This window comes from Streptomyces spinoverrucosus, from assembly GCF_015712165.1.
GTDB classification, from domain to species: domain Bacteria; phylum Actinomycetota; class Actinomycetes; order Streptomycetales; family Streptomycetaceae; genus Streptomyces; species Streptomyces spinoverrucosus_A.
Map to the genome: position 1 here is coordinate 6,275,739 of NZ_JADPZX010000001.1, position 19,912 is coordinate 6,295,650.

At 68.8% G+C, this 19,912-nt stretch carries 18 protein-coding genes and 2 pseudogenes; 10 read left to right on the forward strand and 10 right to left on the reverse strand.

The window, feature by feature from the left end:
- Positions 1-43: 43 nt before the first annotated feature.
- Entirely contained in the window at positions 44-532 is a 489-nt protein-coding gene (locus tag I2W78_RS28540; protein WP_196463114.1) for a nuclear transport factor 2 family protein, read from the forward strand.
- A gap of 458 nt (positions 533-990) precedes the next feature.
- Here the strand turns inward: I2W78_RS28540 and I2W78_RS28545 are convergent, their stop codons facing one another.
- The 5 genes from I2W78_RS28545 to I2W78_RS28565 form a co-directional block, all read right to left on the reverse strand.
- Positions 991-1,173, reverse strand: coding sequence for a hypothetical protein (locus I2W78_RS28545; protein ID WP_196463115.1), 183 nt, complete (start codon positions 1,171-1,173; stop codon positions 991-993).
- A 251-nt stretch (positions 1,174-1,424) separates the two neighbouring features.
- Positions 1,425-2,483, reverse strand: a complete 1,059-nt coding sequence (locus I2W78_RS28550) for an LLM class flavin-dependent oxidoreductase (RefSeq protein ID WP_196463116.1) — start codon at positions 2,481-2,483, stop codon at positions 1,425-1,427.
- Between the two features lie 94 nt (positions 2,484-2,577).
- Positions 2,578-2,949: a DoxX family protein gene (locus I2W78_RS28555; protein ID WP_196463117.1), complete on the reverse strand. Its 372-nt coding sequence runs from the start codon at positions 2,947-2,949 to the stop codon at positions 2,578-2,580.
- Positions 2,950-3,049: 100 nt separating this feature from the next.
- Complete coding sequence (locus I2W78_RS28560; protein ID WP_196463118.1) at positions 3,050-3,733, reverse strand: SDR family NAD(P)-dependent oxidoreductase; 684 nt, start codon at positions 3,731-3,733, stop codon at positions 3,050-3,052.
- Positions 3,734-3,777: 44 nt separating this feature from the next.
- The gene (locus I2W78_RS28565; protein ID WP_196463119.1) at positions 3,778-4,722 is read right to left on the reverse strand and encodes an NADP-dependent oxidoreductase; all 945 of its coding nucleotides are present in this window, start codon (positions 4,720-4,722) and stop codon (positions 3,778-3,780) included.
- A gap of 142 nt (positions 4,723-4,864) precedes the next feature.
- On the opposite strand from I2W78_RS28565, the gene I2W78_RS28570 reads away from it, so the two are divergent.
- A complete protein-coding gene (locus I2W78_RS28570; protein WP_196463120.1) occupies positions 4,865-5,578 on the forward strand; it encodes a TetR/AcrR family transcriptional regulator in 714 nt (237 codons plus the stop codon).
- Here the strand turns inward: I2W78_RS28570 and I2W78_RS28575 are convergent.
- A pseudogene (locus I2W78_RS28575) lies at positions 5,575-6,844 on the reverse strand (RNA-guided endonuclease InsQ/TnpB family protein). The gene I2W78_RS28570 and the pseudogene I2W78_RS28575 overlap by 4 nt on opposite strands.
- 711 nt (positions 6,845-7,555) lie before the next feature.
- Between I2W78_RS28575 and I2W78_RS28580 the strand changes: the two are divergent.
- Entirely contained in the window at positions 7,556-8,002 is a 447-nt protein-coding gene (locus tag I2W78_RS28580; protein WP_196463121.1) for a Tn3 family transposase, read from the forward strand.
- A gap of 136 nt (positions 8,003-8,138) precedes the next feature.
- Here the strand turns inward: I2W78_RS28580 and I2W78_RS28585 are convergent, their stop codons facing one another.
- From I2W78_RS28585 to I2W78_RS28595, 3 genes and pseudogenes are all read right to left on the reverse strand, one after another.
- Positions 8,139-8,771, reverse strand: coding sequence for an NAD(P)-dependent oxidoreductase (locus I2W78_RS28585; protein ID WP_196463122.1), 633 nt, complete (start codon positions 8,769-8,771; stop codon positions 8,139-8,141).
- A 4-nt stretch (positions 8,772-8,775) separates the two neighbouring features.
- On the reverse strand, positions 8,776-10,326 hold the full coding sequence (locus I2W78_RS28590) for an MFS transporter (protein WP_196463123.1): 1,551 nt from the start codon (positions 10,324-10,326) through the stop codon (positions 8,776-8,778).
- Between the two features lie 275 nt (positions 10,327-10,601).
- Positions 10,602-11,488: pseudogene (locus I2W78_RS28595) on the reverse strand (SDR family oxidoreductase).
- 207 nt (positions 11,489-11,695) lie between these two features.
- Here I2W78_RS28595 and I2W78_RS28600 point away from each other — a divergent pair.
- Positions 11,696-12,304: a TetR/AcrR family transcriptional regulator gene (locus tag I2W78_RS28600; protein ID WP_230885619.1), complete on the forward strand. Its 609-nt coding sequence runs from the start codon at positions 11,696-11,698 to the stop codon at positions 12,302-12,304.
- Between the two features lie 552 nt (positions 12,305-12,856).
- On the opposite strand, the gene I2W78_RS28605 is transcribed toward I2W78_RS28600, so the two are convergent.
- Positions 12,857-13,561 (reverse strand): TetR/AcrR family transcriptional regulator, encoded by a 705-nt coding sequence (locus I2W78_RS28605; protein ID WP_230885620.1) that lies wholly within the window; start codon positions 13,559-13,561, stop codon positions 12,857-12,859.
- 322 nt (positions 13,562-13,883) lie between these two features.
- Between I2W78_RS28605 and I2W78_RS28610 the strand changes: the two genes are divergently transcribed.
- The 6 genes from I2W78_RS28610 (at position 13,884) to I2W78_RS28635 (ending at position 19,538) form a co-directional block, all read left to right on the forward strand.
- On the forward strand, positions 13,884-14,627 hold the full coding sequence (locus I2W78_RS28610) for an NADPH-dependent F420 reductase (protein ID WP_196463124.1): 744 nt from the start codon (positions 13,884-13,886) through the stop codon (positions 14,625-14,627).
- 259 nt (positions 14,628-14,886) lie between these two features.
- On the forward strand, positions 14,887-15,831 hold the full coding sequence (locus tag I2W78_RS28615; RefSeq protein WP_196463125.1) for an NmrA/HSCARG family protein: 945 nt from the start codon (positions 14,887-14,889) through the stop codon (positions 15,829-15,831).
- Between the two features lie 247 nt (positions 15,832-16,078).
- The gene (locus I2W78_RS28620) at positions 16,079-16,819 is read left to right on the forward strand and encodes an NADPH-dependent F420 reductase (RefSeq protein ID WP_307783825.1); all 741 of its coding nucleotides are present in this window, start codon (positions 16,079-16,081) and stop codon (positions 16,817-16,819) included.
- 129 nt (positions 16,820-16,948) lie between these two features.
- On the forward strand, positions 16,949-17,620 hold the full coding sequence (locus tag I2W78_RS28625) for an SDR family NAD(P)-dependent oxidoreductase (RefSeq protein WP_196463126.1): 672 nt from the start codon (positions 16,949-16,951) through the stop codon (positions 17,618-17,620).
- Positions 17,621-17,881: 261 nt separating this feature from the next.
- Positions 17,882-18,340, forward strand: coding sequence for a peroxiredoxin (locus I2W78_RS28630; protein WP_196463127.1), 459 nt, complete (start codon positions 17,882-17,884; stop codon positions 18,338-18,340).
- Between the two features lie 253 nt (positions 18,341-18,593).
- Positions 18,594-19,538 (forward strand): NADP-dependent oxidoreductase, encoded by a 945-nt coding sequence (locus I2W78_RS28635; protein ID WP_230885622.1) that lies wholly within the window; start codon positions 18,594-18,596, stop codon positions 19,536-19,538.
- Positions 19,539-19,912: the final 374 nt, after the last annotated feature.

Here is a 19,912-nt window from a genome sequence, read left to right on the forward strand (position 1 = left end):
GCTCACAACTCCGTGCTGCACGGAGCGATCAAGGAGGATTTACGTGCCCGACAGGGTCGCTGACGAGTTGGCCATCCGTGGCCTTACCGCACGCTTCAATCACATGGTCGACCAGCTGCGCGGCGCCGATTGTGCCGCAGCCTTCACCGAGAACGGCGTACTCGAGTCGGCCGGGCGCCTCGAGGGCAGAGCGGCCATCGCAGCCTTCTTCGACGCCCAGGCCCATGGAGAGCCTGTCGATATTGGCTTCGGAATGACGGGACATCTCTTCTCTACCGTGCATGCCACCACCGACAACGTCATCACCATCGAGGGTGACAAGGCGACCCAGATGTCGTACATGCTGGTGTTCCGCCAGGTCCCGAGTGAACTGGCGCAGGATGGGCTCTATGTCATCACTCACCGCTGGGATGATCGACTTGTCCGGACGGACGCCGGTTGGTTGTTCGAGCACAGGATCATGAACGTGCTCCAGACGAACGCGAACCCCGACGCCACGGCGCAGGCTCTCAGGCTGCCGACACATCCGTGACCACCGAAACCGCCGAGTCCGATGTGGGCGCGGCGTGTGTGATGCGGTGTGGGAGCGCGGCCCCGGCGGGAACGCCGCGTAGCCCGTCCGGGTCCAGATAGATGCGGGCGGCGATCTCGCGGACCATCCCGGCTCGCGCTCGAGTCGGGTACGCGGGATCGGCCGCCTCCCGGGTCAGCGGGTAGCGGCTCTCAGCGCCCCGCTGATTCGAGTGGGTCACGATGCGTCGGCACGACGGTCTCGCGCAGCCCGCGGCCGACTTCGGCATCTCGGCCGGCACCGCGGCCCCGATCCTGCTCAGGACCGGTCGTCATGTCGCAGTGCGAACCGCAGCTCGGCGCGCGTGGCGGGGGCATCGATGTCGCAGCCCTGTCGCTGTCGGACACGCTCAGGTCGAGTTCCGCTCGGGGGCGTTAGAGCTCGCCGTGGACGGGGGCATGGCGGGCGAGCAACTCGTCCTACTCGGCGAGCAGTGCCTCGCTCAGCGCCTTGGCGTCCACAGGAGTCGACGACCCGTCCATCCGGGTCAACAGCACCACGCAATTCGTTGCCTCGACGCGGGCCGCGTCTTCCTCCACTGTGACACGATCGCCGGTGACGACGACCCGGGTCACGCCGACGAACTCCGCTGCACCGGGCATGCCGGTGACCGCTGGTCCGGCGACTGCGCGGATGCTCGATGCCTGGCACCGGAAACTACGTCAGCGTCCTGCGTGTGCGAGACCCCGCAGAAGGAGTTGAGCGACCGGGTTGGTCTACGTCTACCGCGCGTTGGTCAATCTCCACGCCGCTACCCTCGTCGAGGCCTTCAGGTCGGTCGTCGTTTTCGAACAGGGTGCGCATGTCGCAAGATCGTGGCCGCCGCCGTCCGTGACGCCGGTTCAGTTGTTCGTCAGGCTGCGGCCGGTCCGGCCGGCGGGGCGAGTTCCCTGCGGATGACGGGGGCGATCTCGGTGGCGAGAAGCTCGATCGAGTCGTGGACCATCCGGGCGGGCATACCGCCGAAGTCGATCTGGCCGAGGTAGCGGTCGATGCCGAGTACTTCGCGTTCGGCGAGGATCTTGTCGATGATCTCCTGGGGACTGCCGACCATCAGCGCGCCGAACGGTACCGCTGCGGCGTCGAACTCGGCGCGTCCGATGTGAAAGCCGCGTCCGGTGGGCGGCTTGGGCCGGACGTATTCCTTGTAGAAGGGGAAGACGTCGTCGCGTGCGCCCTGGGAGGTGCGGCCGACGTAGAAGTGGCCGGATCTGCCGAGCCGCAGCCGGCGCGCGGGGTGACCGGCCGCTGTGCCGACCGCGCGGTAGTGCTCGACGAGGGGGCGGGCACGTCGGATGTCCCCGCCGATGAGGCCGAGCGCCATGGGCAGGCCGAGGCGTCCGGCGCGTTCCACGCTGGAGGGGGTGCCGCCCACGCCGAGCCACAGCGGCAGCTGCGGCTGCTGGGGCGGGGGCTGGACGGACAGGCCGTCCATGGCCGGACGGAACCGTCCGCGCCAGGTGACGTGTTCGGGGTTCTCACGGATGGTGAGCAGCAGCCGCAGCTTCTCCGCGAACACGTCGTCGTAGTCCTCGAGGTCGACGCCGAACAGGCGGAACGCCTCGACGAACGCGCTGCGCCCCGCGATGATCTCGGTGCGGCCGTCGCTGATCAGGTCGAGGGAGGCGAAGTCCTGGTGCAGCCGGACCGGATCCGCGGTGGAGAGCACCGACACGGCACTGGCCAGACGGATACGGCTGGTGGCCTGGGCGATCGCGGCCAGCGGGACGGCGGGGTTGGCGACGGCGAAGTCCCAGCTGTGGTGCTCGCCGAGACCGAAGACGTCCAGGCCGGCCTGGTCGGCGGCGACGGCGTAGGAGACGATCTCGCGGGTGCGGCGCCCCGGGTCGTGCGTTTTTCCTGTGGCGGGGTCGGTCTGCAGGTCGGACAGGGAGAAGATGCCCAGTTCCACGGTCGTCTCCGATAGGGGGACAGGGGGTGGGAGGGAGCGGCCCGGCCGGCGTGGTCGCTGGCCGGGCCGCTGTGCGGGGGAGGGGGCCGGGTGGTCAGAAGGAGTGGGGCCCGAACCGGCCCCACATGATGACCGCGGCGACGATGAGCAGGATCGCGTTGAACCCGATGGCCTGCGGCTCCTTGCGGCGGGCGTGGAGGCCCATGGCCAGGACCATGATCACAGCCAGGCCGGTGGCGGCCAGCGGGGTGAGCACGGTGGCGATGTCGAAAGCGCCCGGCAGGATGAGCCCGAGGCCTCCGGCGAGTTCGGCGACGCCGATCAGACGCACCACGGGTGTTGAGACGTCACTGACCCACGGCAGCTGGGACATGAGCTTTTCGCGGGGCTGGGTGGACTTGGTGACGCCGGCCGCGACGAACAACGCGGCGAGGACGCCCTGCAGGATCCACAGGAACACGTTCATCGGGGCGGAGACCTTCTTCTTCGGTCGCGCCGCGGCGGGGATCGCCGCGGCGGACGGGGATTGAGCGGATCAGGATTCAACGGGGGAGAACCGGGAGGCGTCAGCCGGTGAAGACGCGCTCGGCTTCGTCGCGCTGGGTGTGCAGGTCCCAGTAGAGAGGGGCGATGTCCTCGGCCTCGGCGGTCGGGATTTCGGGAGGGCCGCCCGCGCCGATCCACACGCCGATGGCGACATGCGCGGCCTGGATTCCGGTGCCGGCCAGCTCCTTGTGCAGGTTGAGCGCCCAGTTGCGCAGCGCCGCCTGGGCGGGGTTGACGTTGCCGAGCATCGGGATGGGGTCGACCGAGCCGGCGCCGTTGGTGAAGAGCAGGGTGCCCGCGCCGGCCTCACGCATCGCGGGCAGGACGGCCTGGGTGGCGGTGATGGCGCTGTGGAGCAGGAAGTCGATCCAGCCCTGCACATCGGAGGGGCTGGTCTGGGACGGGGAGGTGAGGGTCATGGAGTTTATGGAGCCGTTGCCCGGAGAGGGGGAGTGCTCCAGGACGTCGATACCGCCGAAGCGGGTGGCGGCGTCCTTGAGGGCTTGGGTCAGCGCATCGTGGTCGAGCACGTCCGCCGGGAACGCGGCGGCGGTGATGCCCTCGGCGGCCAGCCGGCCGACGAGGTCGTCGAGCTTGGCGCGGTTGCGGGCGATGAGAGCGACGTCGTAGCCGCGCGAGCCGAAGGTGCGGGCGATGGCGAGGCCCATTCCGGGGCCGGCTCCGACGATGGCGATGCTGGGCATGGTGATAGTCCTTTCGTGGGGGAAGCGTCTGGGATACGGACTGGTCAGGCGACGGTGATCGCGATCTTGCCGAGGGTGCCGCGGCCGAACGCGGCGAATGCCTCGGGGGCACGCTCCAGGTCGAATTCGGAGTTCACCGGCACCTTGAGGACGCCGGAGGCGACCTGCCCGGCGAGGGTGGACAGGGTGTCGGCGGTCGGGTTGGACCGGATCATGGCGGTCTGCAGCTTGCGGTCCTCCGAGGCCTCGGGGACTGGGGCGAGGGTGAGGGCGGAGGCGACGGCGCCGCCGTCGCGGGTGAGCGCAGTGAGCTCGGCCAGGTCGCCGGCGAGGTGCAGCACCGCGTCCACGCCGTCCGGGGCGATCGCCCGGACCTGCGCGGTCACCTCCTGGGTGTAGTCGATGACGGTCACCTCGGCGTCGGTCAGCGCCGAGACGAAGCCGCTCTCGGAACCCGACTTGGCCGTGGCGATCACCCTCGCGCCCCGGGCCGCGGCCAGCTGCACGGCGATGGCACCCACGCCGCCGGTGGCACCGGAGATCAGCACCGTCCTGCCCTCCAGCGGGCCGAGCAGGGCGAGACCGTCGAAGGCGGCGGTGCCCGCCAGCCCGAGCGCGCCGGCGTCACGCACCAAGACCCCGTCGGGCCGGTGGGCGATGCCGATGGCAGCGGGAACGGCGACGTACTGCGCCATCGAACCGGTGCCCAGGTACGCCTTGGTGACCACGCCGAACACGTCGTCGCCGACCGCGAAACCCTCGACACCCTCACCGACCGCCTCGATGGTGCCGGCGAAGTCCTTGCCGGGGATCAGCGGGAAGCGGTGCTCCATCATGCCCTGCAGGTATCCGGCCGCCGTGCCCAGGTCGAACCCGTTCACCGAGGACGCGGCCACCTTCACCAGCACCTCACCGGCCTCCGGGCGGGGCACCTCCACCTCGGTCACCTCGGGGCTGCCGGGGACCTGCGCCAGTGTCACAGCGCGCACTGATCATCAACTCCTTGGCATCGGTTCGCTCGATTCGGAAAGGGGCATCCGATTCGTGATCCGGAAAGGCCACTCCGATTCTGCGGTGTCTACGATAGCACTGAAACTGGATGGGGCATTCCGATTCGGTAGGCTGAGTGTCATGAACCTTGGCGCCCACTCCAGCGACGACCCTGCCGCACAGCCTCTGCGCAGCGATGCCGAGCGCAACCGCGCGCGGATCGTCGCCGCCGCGCGCACGGTGTTCAGGCGTGACGGCCTGCATGCCTCCATGGCTTCCGTGGCCCGCGAGGCGGGGGTGGGCATCGCCACTCTGTTCCGCCGGTTCCCGACAAAGGAGGAACTAGTCGCCGCGGTCTTCGCCGACCGTATGGACGCCTACGTCGACGCGGTCGGCGTCGCCCTCGACGACCCCGATCCCTGGCGCGGTCTCGCGGGGTTCATCGAAACCGCCTGCGCGATGCAGGCCGCCGATTACGGCTTCGCCGACGTGCTGACCATGACCTTCCCCACAGCCAAGGCTCTGGAGAAGCGCCGAGACCAGGCGTACGAGGGCGTCGTACAGCTCATCGGCCGCGCCAAGGCCGCAGGGCGTCTGCGTGAGGACTTCAGCCCCGAGGATCTGGTGCTGCTGCACATGGCCACTGCCGGCGTCGTCAACGCCACCGGCGATGCCGCTCCCGACGCCTGGAAACGCGTCGTCGCCCTGATGCTCCAGTCCTTCGAGGCTCCCGCCCGCGGTCCCCTGCCCGACTCGCCCGAGCCCCGCGCCCTCTATAAGGCCATGCTCCGTGCCGGTCAGGCGTGCTCTGCCTCGCCGGAACCCGGGAGGAAGGAGTCAACGACCCGTCGCTAAAACGACGGGCTTGCAGAGCGGGCGCCACTGGGTGTGGCGCTTGGCTTGCGTCCGGTCCCACCGACCCGTTTCGGGGGTGGGTCTGGGGCGGTTGACTGCGCCCCGCGTCGCCACAACTCTTCCGCGCGGGCGCGGATGTTGCGGGAGCCGTTGCGATCCGCGTGATCAACGAGTCCGCAGGACCGGCATGCGAACCAGGCCTGTGAGACCCGGTTCGCTCTGTCGATGTGGCCGCACTCGGCGCAGGTGCGGGAGGTGTACGCCGGATCGACGTACACCACCGGTACCCCGGCCTTGCGGGCCTTGTACGCGATGAACGCCCCCAGTTGGGCGAAGCTCCAGCTGGAGTGGGTGGCCCTCCCCCACTGCCTTAAGGGCGTGGGAGGTGCCCCCAGGCTTGCGAAGCCGTACCCGCTCACGAATACCGCCCAGGTCCTCCAGGGCGATTCCGCGTCCGGTGCGTTCTGCCTCGGCCACCACATGTTTCGCGATCTTGTGGTTGATGTCTCGCGCCCGCCGCGCCTCCTTGCGCCGCCGTTTCTTCAGCCGGCGCTTGGCGGAGGGGGTGTTCTTCTTCTGCAGCTTGGTCCGCAGGGTGCGTTCGCGCAGCCGTCCCCGGTTCAGGGCGCGTCCGGCCATGATCTGGCCGTCCGAGGTGGTGGCGATGTTCACGATCCCCAGGTCGATGCCGAGGAAGCCGGCCGGATCCACGTGGGGTTCGGTTTCGGGGATCCCGCAGGTGGCGTTCAAAAACCACATGCCGTCCCGGTAGAGCAGGTCGGACTCGCCCTTGCGGTAGAGGGCCAGGCGGGCCAACTGTTCCGGGGAGGCGGTGAACGCCACCTGCTTCACCCGCCCGGACAGGGTCCAGATGGAGATGGTGCGGTCCTGGATCTGCCAGGACAGCATCCGGTCGTCGTACGGCTGGGCGCCCTCGGGCCGGAAGACGACCGGCTTGTCCACCGCCCGCCGGTACCGCTTCGACCACGGCTTGCCCAGGTTTCCGGCCTTCAGGTTCGCCGCCAGCGTGGCGTAGGCGTCGCTGGTCTTCTTGATGACGTGCTGGGCGGCCTGCGCGCCGAGCCCCCAGCGTTGCTTGATCTCGGCGTAGGTGTGCTCGCGCAGTGCGAAGTTCCGTTTCACATCCTTGGCGAACGCCACCGCGCTCGCCCAGGTCGCCGCCTCGTTGCAGGCGTGCAGGGTCGCCTCAAGTGCCGCCGCCTGCACGGGCGTCGGCAGGAGTTTGACCTGCACGGTGAGCTTCACAGGACCCGACGTTACGCAGCCGTCCGCACAAACGGGCAACTCTCGCACAACTGGCCACGAATCGGTGATCACTCGCTCGCGCGTTCCCCTTCGTCCGGCTCCGCCGGACAGCCCTGCGCGCTCCGCGCCCGCCCCCCGGACACAGCGACGCTCCGCGTCGCCACCACACGATGCGATTCCTCCCAGGCGTCAACGCATTGGGTTCCTCGCAAGGATCTGGCTGAATGGTCACGTGCGCCCGGATGCGCATCAGCGGCTCGGTCCGGTGGCCGGCACCGTCGGTCCGAGGCGCCCAGGCCGACAGCCAACGCATCTGTCAAGATCACGGGATGACTGGCAGCGCAGGTACGACTGATCTTCCGGGAGGGTGGACGCCGCCCGCCGGCCTCGCGCTGCTCGGTTACCCGATGCTCATTGCGCGTGCCGACGTGAACTGAGGCTGATCCGGGAAACGCATGTACGCGGCCGTGGCCGCGGAGCTCGGGATCATCGGGGAGGCGCTGCGCACGTGGGTCCGCAAGGACAACACCGGTCAACAGGCGCCGGTCACGCGAAATGGCAGCGGGCCAGGAAGCCCAACCGAAGAGCTGGCCGTAGGGCGTGGTGCGCGTGCGGGGCGCACCCGTAGGGGGAGTTCTGGAGGTGCGCCCTTGGGGCTACGACAGCGGCTGCCGACGGCAGGTCCGCGGAAAGGAGGGCATTCTCTTCAAGTTGGCGACGACCGCGGTCGACAAGCCCGACGAGGTTGGGCCGGGCCCTGTTCCTTTCGCCTTCACCGAACTGCTGAACTTCGGCCTGCTGCCGAGGCTGAAGAACATCGGCAGCATCCGCCTGTACCGCCCGGACGACACCCCGCCCGGCTGGCCGGCGCTCGGCGCCTCGCTGACGAGGCCGATCCGCTGGGAGCTGATCGAGCAGCAGTACGACCAGATGGTGAAGTGCGCGACTGTGCTCCGGTTCGGAACGGCGGAGGCGGAGCAGGTGCTGCGGCGCTTCACCCGGGGTGGCGTGCCCCAAGCATCCCACCTACCAGGCACTCGAAGAACTCGGCCGGGCCGTGCGCACAGCACGTTCCGCCTCGACATGGACAAGCGCCTCGATCTGGGGTCGGCCATCGCCGTGCCCCGCCCTCGCACACCGACGCATCAGGCCGCCTGATCAACCTCGAAGTCACGCTGAGGGGCTTCCAGGCTTGGCCGACCTGGGAACCATCGGCGAGCCACCCCCGGCTGAGCGGAATGTCCGGGCGTGGCCAGGCGGCAGCCGCGTTCTGTTGTATGGCCGACGGTGTGGCCTACTTGTCGGTTATGAACGGTGCGCGGCCGATCTGGGTGGGGTCGGTGAGCTGCTGGAGGAAGTACGCGGCGGCGTTGGCCCGAGAGAGGCGCAGTCCTCCCTTGTCGCCGACTTTGCGGACGTTGATGGAGGCGGTCTTCGGGCCGTTGGAGAGGAAGGGGATGCGGACGATGGTCCACTTCAGTCCGGACTCGCGCACGATGTGGCCGATGGTGACGATGGTGTTGTACGCGTCCGGCGTGAACTTCTTGACGGCGGTGGCTGTGAGGCCGACCTTGAACTCCTTGCTGTCGGCCGGGTCGGGGATGCTGGGCGTGCCCAGTGCCACCAGCCGCTCGACGCCGTGTTCGTGCATGGCCGCGACGATGTGGCGGTAGCCGGTGACCAGCGGCGGGGCGTCGGCCTTTTTGGTGGTGGGGCCGAGCGTGCTGAGGACGGCGTCGCTGCCGTGTACCGCCTTGGCGATGGCTGCGGCGTCGTCGAGCTGTCCCTGGACGGCGGTGAGCCGCTCGTGTGTGGGCAGTTTCGAGGGGGTGCGGGCGTAGGCGGTGACCTCGTGGTCCTCGGCCAGGGCCTGGTTGATCAGGAGCAGGCCGGTGGGGCCGGTTCCGCCGAAGACGGTGACGCGCATGGGTTCATTCCTTCACAGCGTGGAGAGGTTGGTTCGGAGGATCGGTGGGGTTGACCGCGTGACGTGCCAGTGCGGCGGTGCCGCCCGGGACCGCGGACGGCGTCGCGGACTCGGATGCGGTATCCGCCGTGGCGGTGGCGCGCCGGTCGCGCGGGATGAAGGAGGCCAGGGCGAAGGCGAGGAGGCCGGCGCCGCCGCCGACGGCCATGACCGTCTTGAAGCCGTTCTCCGACGGCAGGGCGACGGAGCCGAAGTTCGTGGTCATCTGGGAGAGGATCACGGCGGCGACGGCACTGGCGGACGACGTACCGATGGCACGCATGAGGGTGTTGAGGCTGTTCGCGGCACCCGTCTCGGATGCGGGCACGGCGCCCATGACCAGAGTCGGCATGGCGCCGAAGGTGAAGCCGACGCCGGCGCCGACGATGCAGGACACCAGTACGAAGTGCCAGACCGCGTTCATGAGCACGATGTTCAGCCCGTAGCCTGCCGCCACGATCAGAGCGCCGATCATCAGGGTCGTCTTCGGGCCCCTGGCCCTGGTGACGCGGCCGGACACCGGAGCCGTGGCCATCATCACCAGGCCCATCGGCGCCATGACCAGGCCCGCGGTGAGCAGCGACGTGCCCAGACCGTAACCGGTCGCCGCGGGCAGCTGCAGGAACTGCGGCACGATCAGTATCGTCATGTACAGGCTGAACCCGACGGCGATCGAGGCGACGTTGGTGAACAGCACCTGGCGGCGCGCGCTGGTGCGCAGGTCCACCAGCGGCTCCTTGACGCGCAGCTCGAACAGACCCCACAACAGCAGCACCACGACGGCCGCGGCGAACAGGCCGAGGGTGGTGCCGCTGGTCCAGCCCCAGCCGGCCCCCTTGGAGACGGCGAGGAGCAGGCAGACCAGGCCGGCCGCCATGCCGATGGCTCCGACGAGGTCGAAGCGTCCGCCGGAACGCACCTTCGACTCCGGTACGAACACCAGCACCAGGACGGCGGCGAGGGCGCCTGCGGCGCCCGAGGCCCAGAACAGCGTGTGCCAGTCGAAGTTGTCCGCGATGGCCGCGGCGGCGGGCAGGCCGAGGGCACCGCCCACGCCTTGAGATGCGCTCATCAACGCGGTGGCGGAGCCGAGTCGCTCCGGGGGCAGTTCGTCGCGCATGATGCTGATGCCGAGCGGGATGACGCCGGCGGCCAGCCCCTGCAGCGCCCGGCCGACGACCAGCGGGGCCAGGGTGTCGCTGAGGGCGGCGGTGACCGAGCCCGCCACCAGCAGGACCAGGCTGACCAGGAGCATGCGGCGCTTGCCGATCATGTCTCCGAGTCGGCCCGTCACGGGGGTGGCCACGGCGGCCGCGAGCAGCGTGGCGGTGAGGGCCCAGGAACTGTCGGACGGCGAGGCTCCCAGGAGCTTCGGAAGGTCCGGGACGATCGGGATCACCAGGGACTGCATCAGCGAGAACACGATCCCGCCGAAGGCCAGGGCCGCCACGACGGCATTGGCCCTCGGTGCTGTGGTCCTTCCATCGTCACCGGTCCGGGGAGAGGCGTGGGACATGGTCGAGCCTCCGTGAGTACAAGAGGTAATAGGCGATAGAGGGGTGGTGCGACAGGGAGGCCTTGCGGCTTTCACGAACGATCCGGACGTGGTCCGAGCACGCCGTGGCCTGGTTCGTTGCCGCGCGCCCCGTCGACACCGTGGAGGAGGAGAGGTGCCAGGAGGCGCTCCACCTCCCCGCGCTCGCCGGGGTGGCTGCCGCCTTGCTCGCCGGTGAACTGGATATGGCCGATGCCGTCGGGCACCCTGGCGTCGCCGGGTGGGACCGTGCCTTCTCAAGCGCCGGGAGCCGGACATCGGGGACCGCCGGGCATGCCGCTGCGTCGAGAATGCCGAGCTCGCGGCCCATTCGGTTGGTCCATCGACCCGTACGGTGTACAGGTCCGTCGGTCAAACGCCGGCGGGGGGAGCCGACTCCCGCCGGCGACTTCGAGGATCTTGCCGGTGACGTAGGCGCCCGCAGGTGAGACGAGGTAGAGAACCGTCGCGGCGATGTGCTCGGGGTCGCCCATGCGCCGCAGCGGGATCGCACTCTCCAGCTTTTCGATGATCTCGGGGGTGCTCACACCGTCCAGCACCGACGTCGCGATCGAGCCCGGCGCGATCGCGTTGACCCGGATCCGGGGTGCCAGATCCAGCGCGGCTAGGCGCGTGTAGTGGGAGAGCGCGGCCTTCGCGGTGCCGTAAGCGGCCCGGCCGCGTCCCGCGACGCGGCCGACGAGCGAAGAGACGTTGACGATCGCCCCGCCTCCGCCTTCGAGCATGTAGGGCGCCGCCGCGGTGGTGAGGGCGTGCGCGCCCGACACGTTGAAACGGAAGGATTCCTCGAGAAAGTCGGTGGTGGTCTCCAGCAGTGGGTGCCGGTGTGGGTCCCGCCGACGTTGTTGACCACGATGTCGAGTCGGCCGAAGACCTCCACCGCCGCATGTGCCAGGTCTGCCGCCGCTTGCGGATCGCTGAGGTCGGCGGGCACGACGTGGGCCCTGCGGCCGGCCTTCGCCACCCGCGCGGCCACCTCGGTCAGATCCTCTTCCGTGCGCGAGGTGATGACCACGTCGGCGCCTGCTTCGGCGAGTGCCACCGCTGTCGCGGCGCCGATGCCCCGGCCGGACCCGGTTATCACGGCGACCTTGTCCTTGATCTGGAAAAGGTTGCTTGTCATGCCGGGACCGTAGCATCGCTCCTCCGCTAAGTGTTAGTCACCTTTCATTTATTTGTCGATCAGGTCAGGGTGGAACGTGCGGCTCATGACGCCGGTCTGCGTGCCCGCGTAGCTGTTCCTCCGCTACGGCGATGTTCGCCACGCATGTCGGATGACTGCTGGAGTGCACGTGGTCATGACCCTGGAAGCGCGTACTACTGTGCAGTCATGGCGACGGACGGACGGACCTTGAGGGCGGACGCTGCTCGTAACTACCAGCGGATCGTCGGTGTCGCGGTCACGGCGTTCGAGGAACTCGGGCCGGAGGTGACCCTTGAGGAGATCGCTCGGCGCGCGGATGTGAGTGTGATGACGGTCTACCGGCGTTTTCGCGCGCGCGACCAGTTGGTCCGGGCTGTCCTGGACTACGTCCTCACCACAGAGATCCAGCCCATGACAGCGGCACACACCGACGATCCTTGGCGAGATCTCGTCAACGTGCTGGAGGCCGGCATCGATGTGCTGGCTCGTCGGCAGGTCATCCTCTCCATCGCCCGGGAGTCCGACGCGTTCGATGTCGAAGGCGTGCGCCACTACCTGTCCTCCCTTGAACGGTTGCTGCGCCGCGCCGTCGAAGCGGGAGCGGTGCGACCGGAACTGGAGGTTCGTGATCTGGCGGCGGTCATCGTCATGGTTCTGGCCACGGTGCGTCCAAGCGATCCCGATGGCGCGGACCGCAGACGCAATCTCGCCTTGGTCGTCGAAGGGTTGCGCGTCTCGCCGACCACCCTGCCCCCATCATCTCGGCAGACCCCTGGGTCTGCTGTCTGCGAGTAGTGACAGGGAGCCCGATTTCCGTGTGGGCACAGCAGGCGTTCGGCCTCCGCCGAGTGTCGCGGTGCTGACTTGCCTCGGCGCCACGGGTGAGCTCACCTCGGCTCAATCGCCTTCGCGTCCCCAGAAAACCGTATGTTGTGACGGATGTCCGGGCCGGGCGTAGAAGGACGCTGGTGTTCAAGGGAACGATGGGGATTGCTCCCATGGTGTGCGGCAGCCGGAACTCCTCGAAGACGACCTGTGCAACACGGCCCGCGCTGGTCGCTGCGATCGCCTACCGCACGCCGAATGGGGCACTCGTGGATCGCCTCACGGGGTGACGCGTCTGTGTCACGACACCGAGACGTCCCTCGGGCGGCGCTCGGCGGTCCACGCCGCCCGTCGCGCCACTCCTGTGCTGGTACGCCCATCGGGTGTCGTGCTGCGAGGGGATGCCGACGGGTCGGTCCCGCAGGTCTTCGAGCGCTTGCAGGCGGTGTTGGCGAGCGTCACGGCACAGGGCAGTCACCTGTGCGCGGCGTCACGCGGTGTGCCGTCGCGGAGAACGGTCGTTCACCCAGTGCAGTCGCGATCACCGTCGAGTCGGAGCATGGCGCGGTACAACTCGTCCTTGCTCAACGGCGGTTGGGGAAGCGGATGCGCCCGCTCGGCGCGGAACCCGTCGAGCAGCAGGTGCAGGAAGCGGCGCCAAGTCCCCGGTGCGACGTCCTCAGTGGCTTCGGTGACGCTTCCGTTGGCCCAGATCACGAAGGTGAGATCTTCGGACGTGATGTCGGAGCGGAGCGTTCCCTGCTCCTGTGCGCGCTCCACGATGCGGACGGCGAGTTCATAGATGCGTGACTGCGCCCCCGCCAGACATGCCGTCTCCGGCAGCCGAATGGCAGCCAGGTCCTGGAATCCCCTGTCCCCGACCTGGAGTTCACACATCGTCTCGAGGAAGAGGCACAGTCCCTCCCACGCGTCGTCCATGGCCGCGGCCTTCTCTGCGGCCTCCCGCCAGGCCTCGATCTTGTCGGCGAACACCGCCTGCACGAGGTGGAGGCGTGTGGGGAAATGGCGGTACAGCGTGCCGATGGCCAGGCCCGCTCGCTTGGCCACCTGCTCCAGCGAGGCTTCCATGCCCTGCTCGGCCAGACATGCGCGAGCCGCCGAGAGCAGGGCGTCCCGGTTGCGCTGCGCGTCACGCCGCAGAGGACGGCCCGTCGCGGCTTCGCCGCGTGCTCGCTGAGTCGACATACCTAAGAGGATATCCAACATGAGGCCGTCCTCATGTTTGCTGGTACGATGGGCAACATGAGGGACCCCTCGACTTGTATGGTCGGGAGTGCATGTCGCCAGTCGCATACGCAGTCCGGACCAGCGTCCTCCCGCGCATGTCCTGCCGGCGACGACGTCTCGCGACCGGCCCAGCCGTGGCCGGGAAAGGGTCGAAGAACCGCCGGCGTTCCTGTGGGCCCAGCGGATGGCGGCCTCCTCGAATCTGCCCCTGCGTGATCGAGCCTGGCCCACTCCCACCCTTCGACGCTCTGCCCCAGCGACCTCCTACCCAGCTCTGTTGACTTACCAGGAGACATGACCCATGACGAAGACTCTCGGAATCATCGGCGCCGGCGCGATCGGCAGCATTCTGGCCCGCCTCGCCGTCGACGCCGGCCTGAACGTCGTCCTGAGCAACTCCCGGGACCCGGAGACCCTCAGCGACCTCGTCAGCGAACTCGGCTCCCGCGCCGGCGCGGCCACCTCGGCCGAGGCCGCCCTGGCCGGCGACCTGGTCGTGGTCACCATTCCACTGGTCGCCTATGACAAGCTGCCTGCCGCCGCCCTGGCGGGCAAGACCGTGATCGACACGATGAACTACTATCCCGAGCGCGACGGCCAGATCAGCGAGCTGGACTCCGGCGAGCTGACCTCCAGCGCCCTGGTGCAGCGCCACCTGGCCGACTCCCATGTGGTCAAGGCGTTCAACAACATTTCCTTCCGCTGCCTGCTCACCCTTGCCCGTCCCTCTGGGGCGCCCGATCGCAGTGCGCTGCCCATCGCCGGGGACGAGCCGAGTGCCAAGGCCGAGGTGACCGAACTGCTGGACACCCTCGGCTTCGACACGGTGGACATCGGCACTCTGACCGAGAGCTGGCGCAGCGAACCCAACACCCCGGTCTACGTGTACCCGTACTTCCCGGGTCTGCCGCCGTTCGGATCCGGTCAGGAAGAGGTCATGCGCTGGGTCCGCGAGACTTCCGGAGCCCCGGTGCCCGCACACAAGGTGAAGGAACTGACCGTCGGCGCAGTCCGGGGCCCGGTAGGCGGCCGTTTCTCCTACTAGAGGTGGTCTGCTCCGGCCGGACGCGAATGGTCCGTGACTGGTCCAGAAGCACCGGTCCGGAACGGGACAGCCGGCCGCCGTCCGGGAGTTGGACGAGCCAATCATGCGCCGTGGCCAGAACGTCTCCTCGCGCTGGCCGCAGGGGTGCAGGTCGGCCGGCGCGTGCGGGGATTCCCATGACCAGCGCCGGCACCCCAACTCTCCTTGTCCCTCCCTCGACAAGGGTGGGCTCATCACCTCAGAAGCCAAGGAATCTCTTATGCCTGAGAACAAGGTCATTGCGGTCGTCGGCGCGACGGGCGCGCAGGGCGGCAGCCTCGTCGAGGCCATCCTGGAGCACCCCGAGAGCGGCCTGACGGTCCGCGCCCTGACCCGCAACCCCGACTCGGAGAAGGCTAAAGCCCTTGCCTCGCGTGGCATTGAGGTGGTTCGCGGCGACGCCGACGACCAGGGCAGTCTGGAGTTGGCATTCACGGGCGCTCACGGCGCGTTCCTGGTGACCAACTTCAACGAGCACGGCGATGCCGCCCGCGAGACCGCGCAGGCCAAGGCCATGGCAGACGCGGTCAAGAAGGCCGGCGTGCGGCACGCGGTCTGGTCGACTCTGGAGGACACCCGCGATCTGATCGCCGACGACGACCCGCGCTTCGTCAAGCTCGAGGGCGGCCGTTACCTCTTGAACTCCGACTCCAAGGGCGAGGCGGACGGCTACTTTCGCGAGCTGGGCGTGCCCACCACGTTCATGCGCACCTGCTTCTTCTGGGAGAACCTGTTCGGCCCGTTGTTCCTGCGGCGTGGTGACGACGGTGCGCTGCTGCTGACCATCGCCATCGGTGATGCCCTGCTGCCCGGCGTGTCGGTGAAGAACATCGGCCGGTTCGCCTTCGGCATCTTCACCCACCCGGAGTTCATCGGCCGCACCGTCGGTGTCGCCAACGCGCACCTCACCGGTGCGGACATGGCTGACACCCTCGCCCGTCTCCTGGGCGAGGAGGTCCGCTACGAGCCGTACACCCTGGACGCGCTGCGCGCCCTCGACATGCCCATGGCCGACAACTTCGCCAACCTGATGCAGTTCAAGCAGGCCTTCAACGCAGAGTACGTCGGCGCCCGCGACCTGGATGTGGTACGCGTCCTCAACCCGAAGGTCGAGACGTTCGAGCAGTGGGTGAGTGAGCACAAGGACCAGCTCAAGGCCCGCTGACAGGGCCGCCAGGAATGCCGCCCGCCCGGGTCCCGCCCTGTGACCTTGAGGCGTTGATGTCTACTCCGGCGGGGTGCCTTCTGCGGGTACTGCGGGCCCTGCCTGCGAGGACGTCTTCGCGCCCGGCCCGGTCATGGGGGCCGCGTCTGCGCCACGTGCCCGGACGGGCGCCCACCCTGACCTCTCGAAGTACCGCCCAGGCAACTCAGCACCCCTTTTCTGCAGACTAACCAGGAGACGCGATCCCGTGACGAAAACCCTTGGAATCATCGGCGCCGGCATGATCGGCAGCACGTTGGCCCGCCTCGCCGTCGACGCCGGCCTGAACGTCGTCCTCAGCAACTCCCGGGACCCGGAGACCCTCAGCGACCTCGTCAGCGAACTCGGCTCCCGCGCCGGCGCGGCTACCCCGGCCGAGGCCGCCCTGGCCGGCGACCTGGTCGTGGTCACCATTCCACTGGTCGCCTATGACAAGCTGCCTGCCGCCGCCCTGGCGGGCAAGACCGTGATCGACACGATGAACTACTATCCCGAGCGCGACGGCCAGATCAGCGAGCTGGACTCCGGCGAGTTGACCTCCAGCGCCCTGGTGCAGCGCCACCTGGCCGACTCCCATGTGGTCAAGGCGTTCAACAACATCTTCTTCCGCTCTCTGCTCACCCTCGCCCGCCCCGCAGGCGCCCCCGATCGCAGCGCCCTGCCCATCGCAGGCGACGACCCGACCGCCAAGACCGAGGCAGCCCAACTGCTGGACACCCTCGGCTACGACACGGTGGACATCGGAACCCTCGCCGACAGCTGGCGCAGCGAACCCAACACCCCGGTCTACGTGCAGCCATACCTCCCGGGCCGGCCGCCGGAGGGTGCCGGCCAGGAGGAGGTCATGAGCTGGTTCCTCGCGGTCGAGGGAGTCCCGGTCCCCGCACACCAGGTGAAGGAACTGACCGACGGCGCCGTCCGGGGCCCCGCGGGCGGCAAATTCTCCTAGAGGCGGCCGGCACCGGCCGGACGTCAATCGCCCGTCGGCGTCTCGCACGTCCTGTCCACGGCCGCAGCCCCGGGCGGTCGTCCTCTTCCGCTCAGCCACTTCCTCACACTGCGAACAGGAGCTCGTCGCATGCCCGTCATCGCCATCATCGGAGCAGGCCCCGGCATGGGGCTGTCCATCGCCCGCCGCTTCGGAGCCGAAGGCTTCCAAGTCGCCCTCATCTCCCGGACAAAGGAGAAGGTCGAAGCCCTTGCCGCGCAGCTCGTGGCCGACGGAGTCGAGGCCGCCGCCTTCGCCGCCGACGTGATGCGCCCGGACACCGTGCGCTCGGCACTGGCCGCCGCAGCCGACCGCCTCGGTCCCATCGACGTGCTGGAATACTCGCCCGCCGACCGGGGCCTCGCCGGTGTCTCTGCCGCCGAGGCGACTGCCGAGGACCTCCAGCCACAGATCGACCACTATCTCTACGGGGCCGTCGCCGCCGTGAGCCAGGTACTCCCGGGGATGCTGGAGCGCGGCAGCGGCACCCTTCTGTTCTCCACCGGTGGCTCCTCGGTGCAGCCGAGGGGAGGCAGCTTCGCCACCATCGGCATCGCCGCTGCCTCGCTGCGCAACTACGCGATGACGCTGAACGTCGAGCTCGCCGAGCGCGGCATTCATGCCGCACACGTGGCCATCAGCGTCTTCATCGGCAGCGGCCCCGGCACCGAGGCCGACACCATCGCCGAGCACTACTGGACCGCCCACACCAAGCGCGACAAGCCCGAGATCGTCCACGCCCTTCCCGGAGACACGCCCTGAGCCCCGCTGACTGATCCGCGGCAGCGGCAGTTCGCGCGGCGGATGACCGCAGGCCCGGCTACGGCTTCATTTTCGTGCCGCGTGAGTGGTGCCGGCCTTTCCTGGGAGAGCCGGCACCACTCAGGTCCCCTGCGCAGGGACGGGCGGCCGGCATCACCTACGCCGCCGGTACACCCGGTCTCTCAGCCCACCCACAGCCGCAGCACTCTCCTGCCCGCGGCGGAAGAAAAGAGGCAGACGGACATGGCAAGAGGCATACAAGTGGGCGACAAAGGGCCCGACTTCACCCTGCCGTCACAATCCGGTGCACCGGTCCGGCTGTACGACAGGCTCGGCGACGGGGTGGTCGTCCTGTACTTCTATCCCAAGGACGAAACCCGCGGCTGCACGGCCGAGGCGTGTGCTTTCCGGGACAGCCACGAGGTCTTCACCGACGCCGGAGCCGAGGTCATCGGCGTGAGTTCCGACTCGGTGCACAAGCATGCGGCCTTCGCCGCCCGGCACAATCTGCCCTTCACGCTGCTGAGCGACGAGGAGGGGCAGGTACGCAAGGACTACGGCGTGCCCAGCGTGTTGGGCATCATCCCGGGCCGGGTCACCTACGTCATCGACCGTCAGGGGACGGTCCGGCATGTCTTCAACTCGCTGACCAACACGGACCAGCACGTCAACGATGCGCTCGAGGTGGTCCGCAACATCCAGGCCGAGGACCCGGTCTGACGCCGCCGCGATCCACCTCAGGCCGGGTGGACCGCTGTGCCACAGAGCAGGTTCTGTCCAACCGTTTCCCCGACGACAACTCCGCCGTCCCGCTCCCCGACTTCGCCAGTGGTGAAGCGGCGAAGCCCGGTTCGCCTCCCTGTTGACCGCAGGCACCCATCCCCCCTAGAAGGCCTCAGCCGCAGGAGGCGTCCGCGACGCGCTCCTGGCCAGTGGCCGACCCGCGTTCGACAATTCAGACAGGAGCATGACCATGCCGAACGGTACGATGAGAGCGGCTCAGTTCGACCGCTCCGGTGGGCCGGAAGTGCTGCAGATCCGCGATGTCCCTGTGCCGACTCCGGCGCGCGGCCAGGTACTCGTGAAGGTGCACGCGGCCGGCGTCAATCCCATCGACACCCAGCTGCGACGGCTCCGGCTGGGGTCCTTCCCCCGCGGGACCGGCGTGGACTACGCGGGAGAGGTGGCCGCGCTCGGCCCGGGCGCCGAAGGTCTGGAACTCGGGCAGCGGGTATGGGGCTTCCTGGGCATCCGCATGCGCAGGACCGGTGCCGTAGCCGAGTACCTCGTCGCGAGACCGGAGCAGATGGCGGCCGCGCCCACCACCATCGACTTCGTCTCGGCGGCGGCTCTGCCGGCCGTCGGCCTCACCGCTCTGCAGGTCCTGCGGGACGGGCTGCGGTTGCAGAGCGGCCAGCGGCTCCTGGTGGTCGGCGCCAGCGGCGGAGTCGGCAGCGCCGCCGTCCAGCTCGGCAAGGCCATGGGTGCGAGCGTCACGGCCGTCGCGAGTGCCCGCAATGCCGACTTCTGCCGTGAGCTCGGAGCCGACCAGTTCCTCGCCTACGATTCGATCAAGCCCGGCGCCCTGACAGGGGAGTTCGACGCGCTCGTGGACTGCCACGGAGGCTCCGCGCGTCAATACCACCGGATGGTGCGCAGGGGTGGCCGCGCCGTCACCATGACCATGAAGGGCCTCCCGTTCGCCCTGCTCTCCGTGCTGCTCCCCGGCCCTCGGATGCGTTTCATGTCGGAGAAGATGCGGCGCGACGACATGGAGGCCCTGGCCGGATATGTGGACCGTGGCGAACTGCGCCCGGTGGTCGAGCAGGTCTACCCGCTGAGCGCCGTCCAGGACGCCCACCGCGCGGTCGAGACCGGCCACGCCCGAGGCAAGCGCGTCGTCGACCCAACTCAGTAAGTCGGCCCTGCTCACCTCGTCAACGAGTCGTTCTTTGAGGGTTGGGGCCCCAAATCGCCGACGCCGCCGGTCGCGGGCACTGTCCCGACGGCGGTCCGGTACACCGCCGCCACCGACGGCTCGCGCACCCAGATCTCCCCGGCTGTGCCGGCCGGGGCGGGCACTCCGGCCCCGTCCATGACCGTCAACGACCGGGAATCTGGGGGAGTCGCGAGCTCGCCTGACGTTCATCGGCACGGTCAGTCAAGGCGGCTGACATCCGATGTATTGGGGAGCTCCTTGCTGCCTTCTGCTCCTTCCGGGCGCAGTCGACGCGGCGTACATTTCGTTTCGCATCTTGCAAGAGTGGTCTGTCGAGTTGCAGTTGGAGTCAC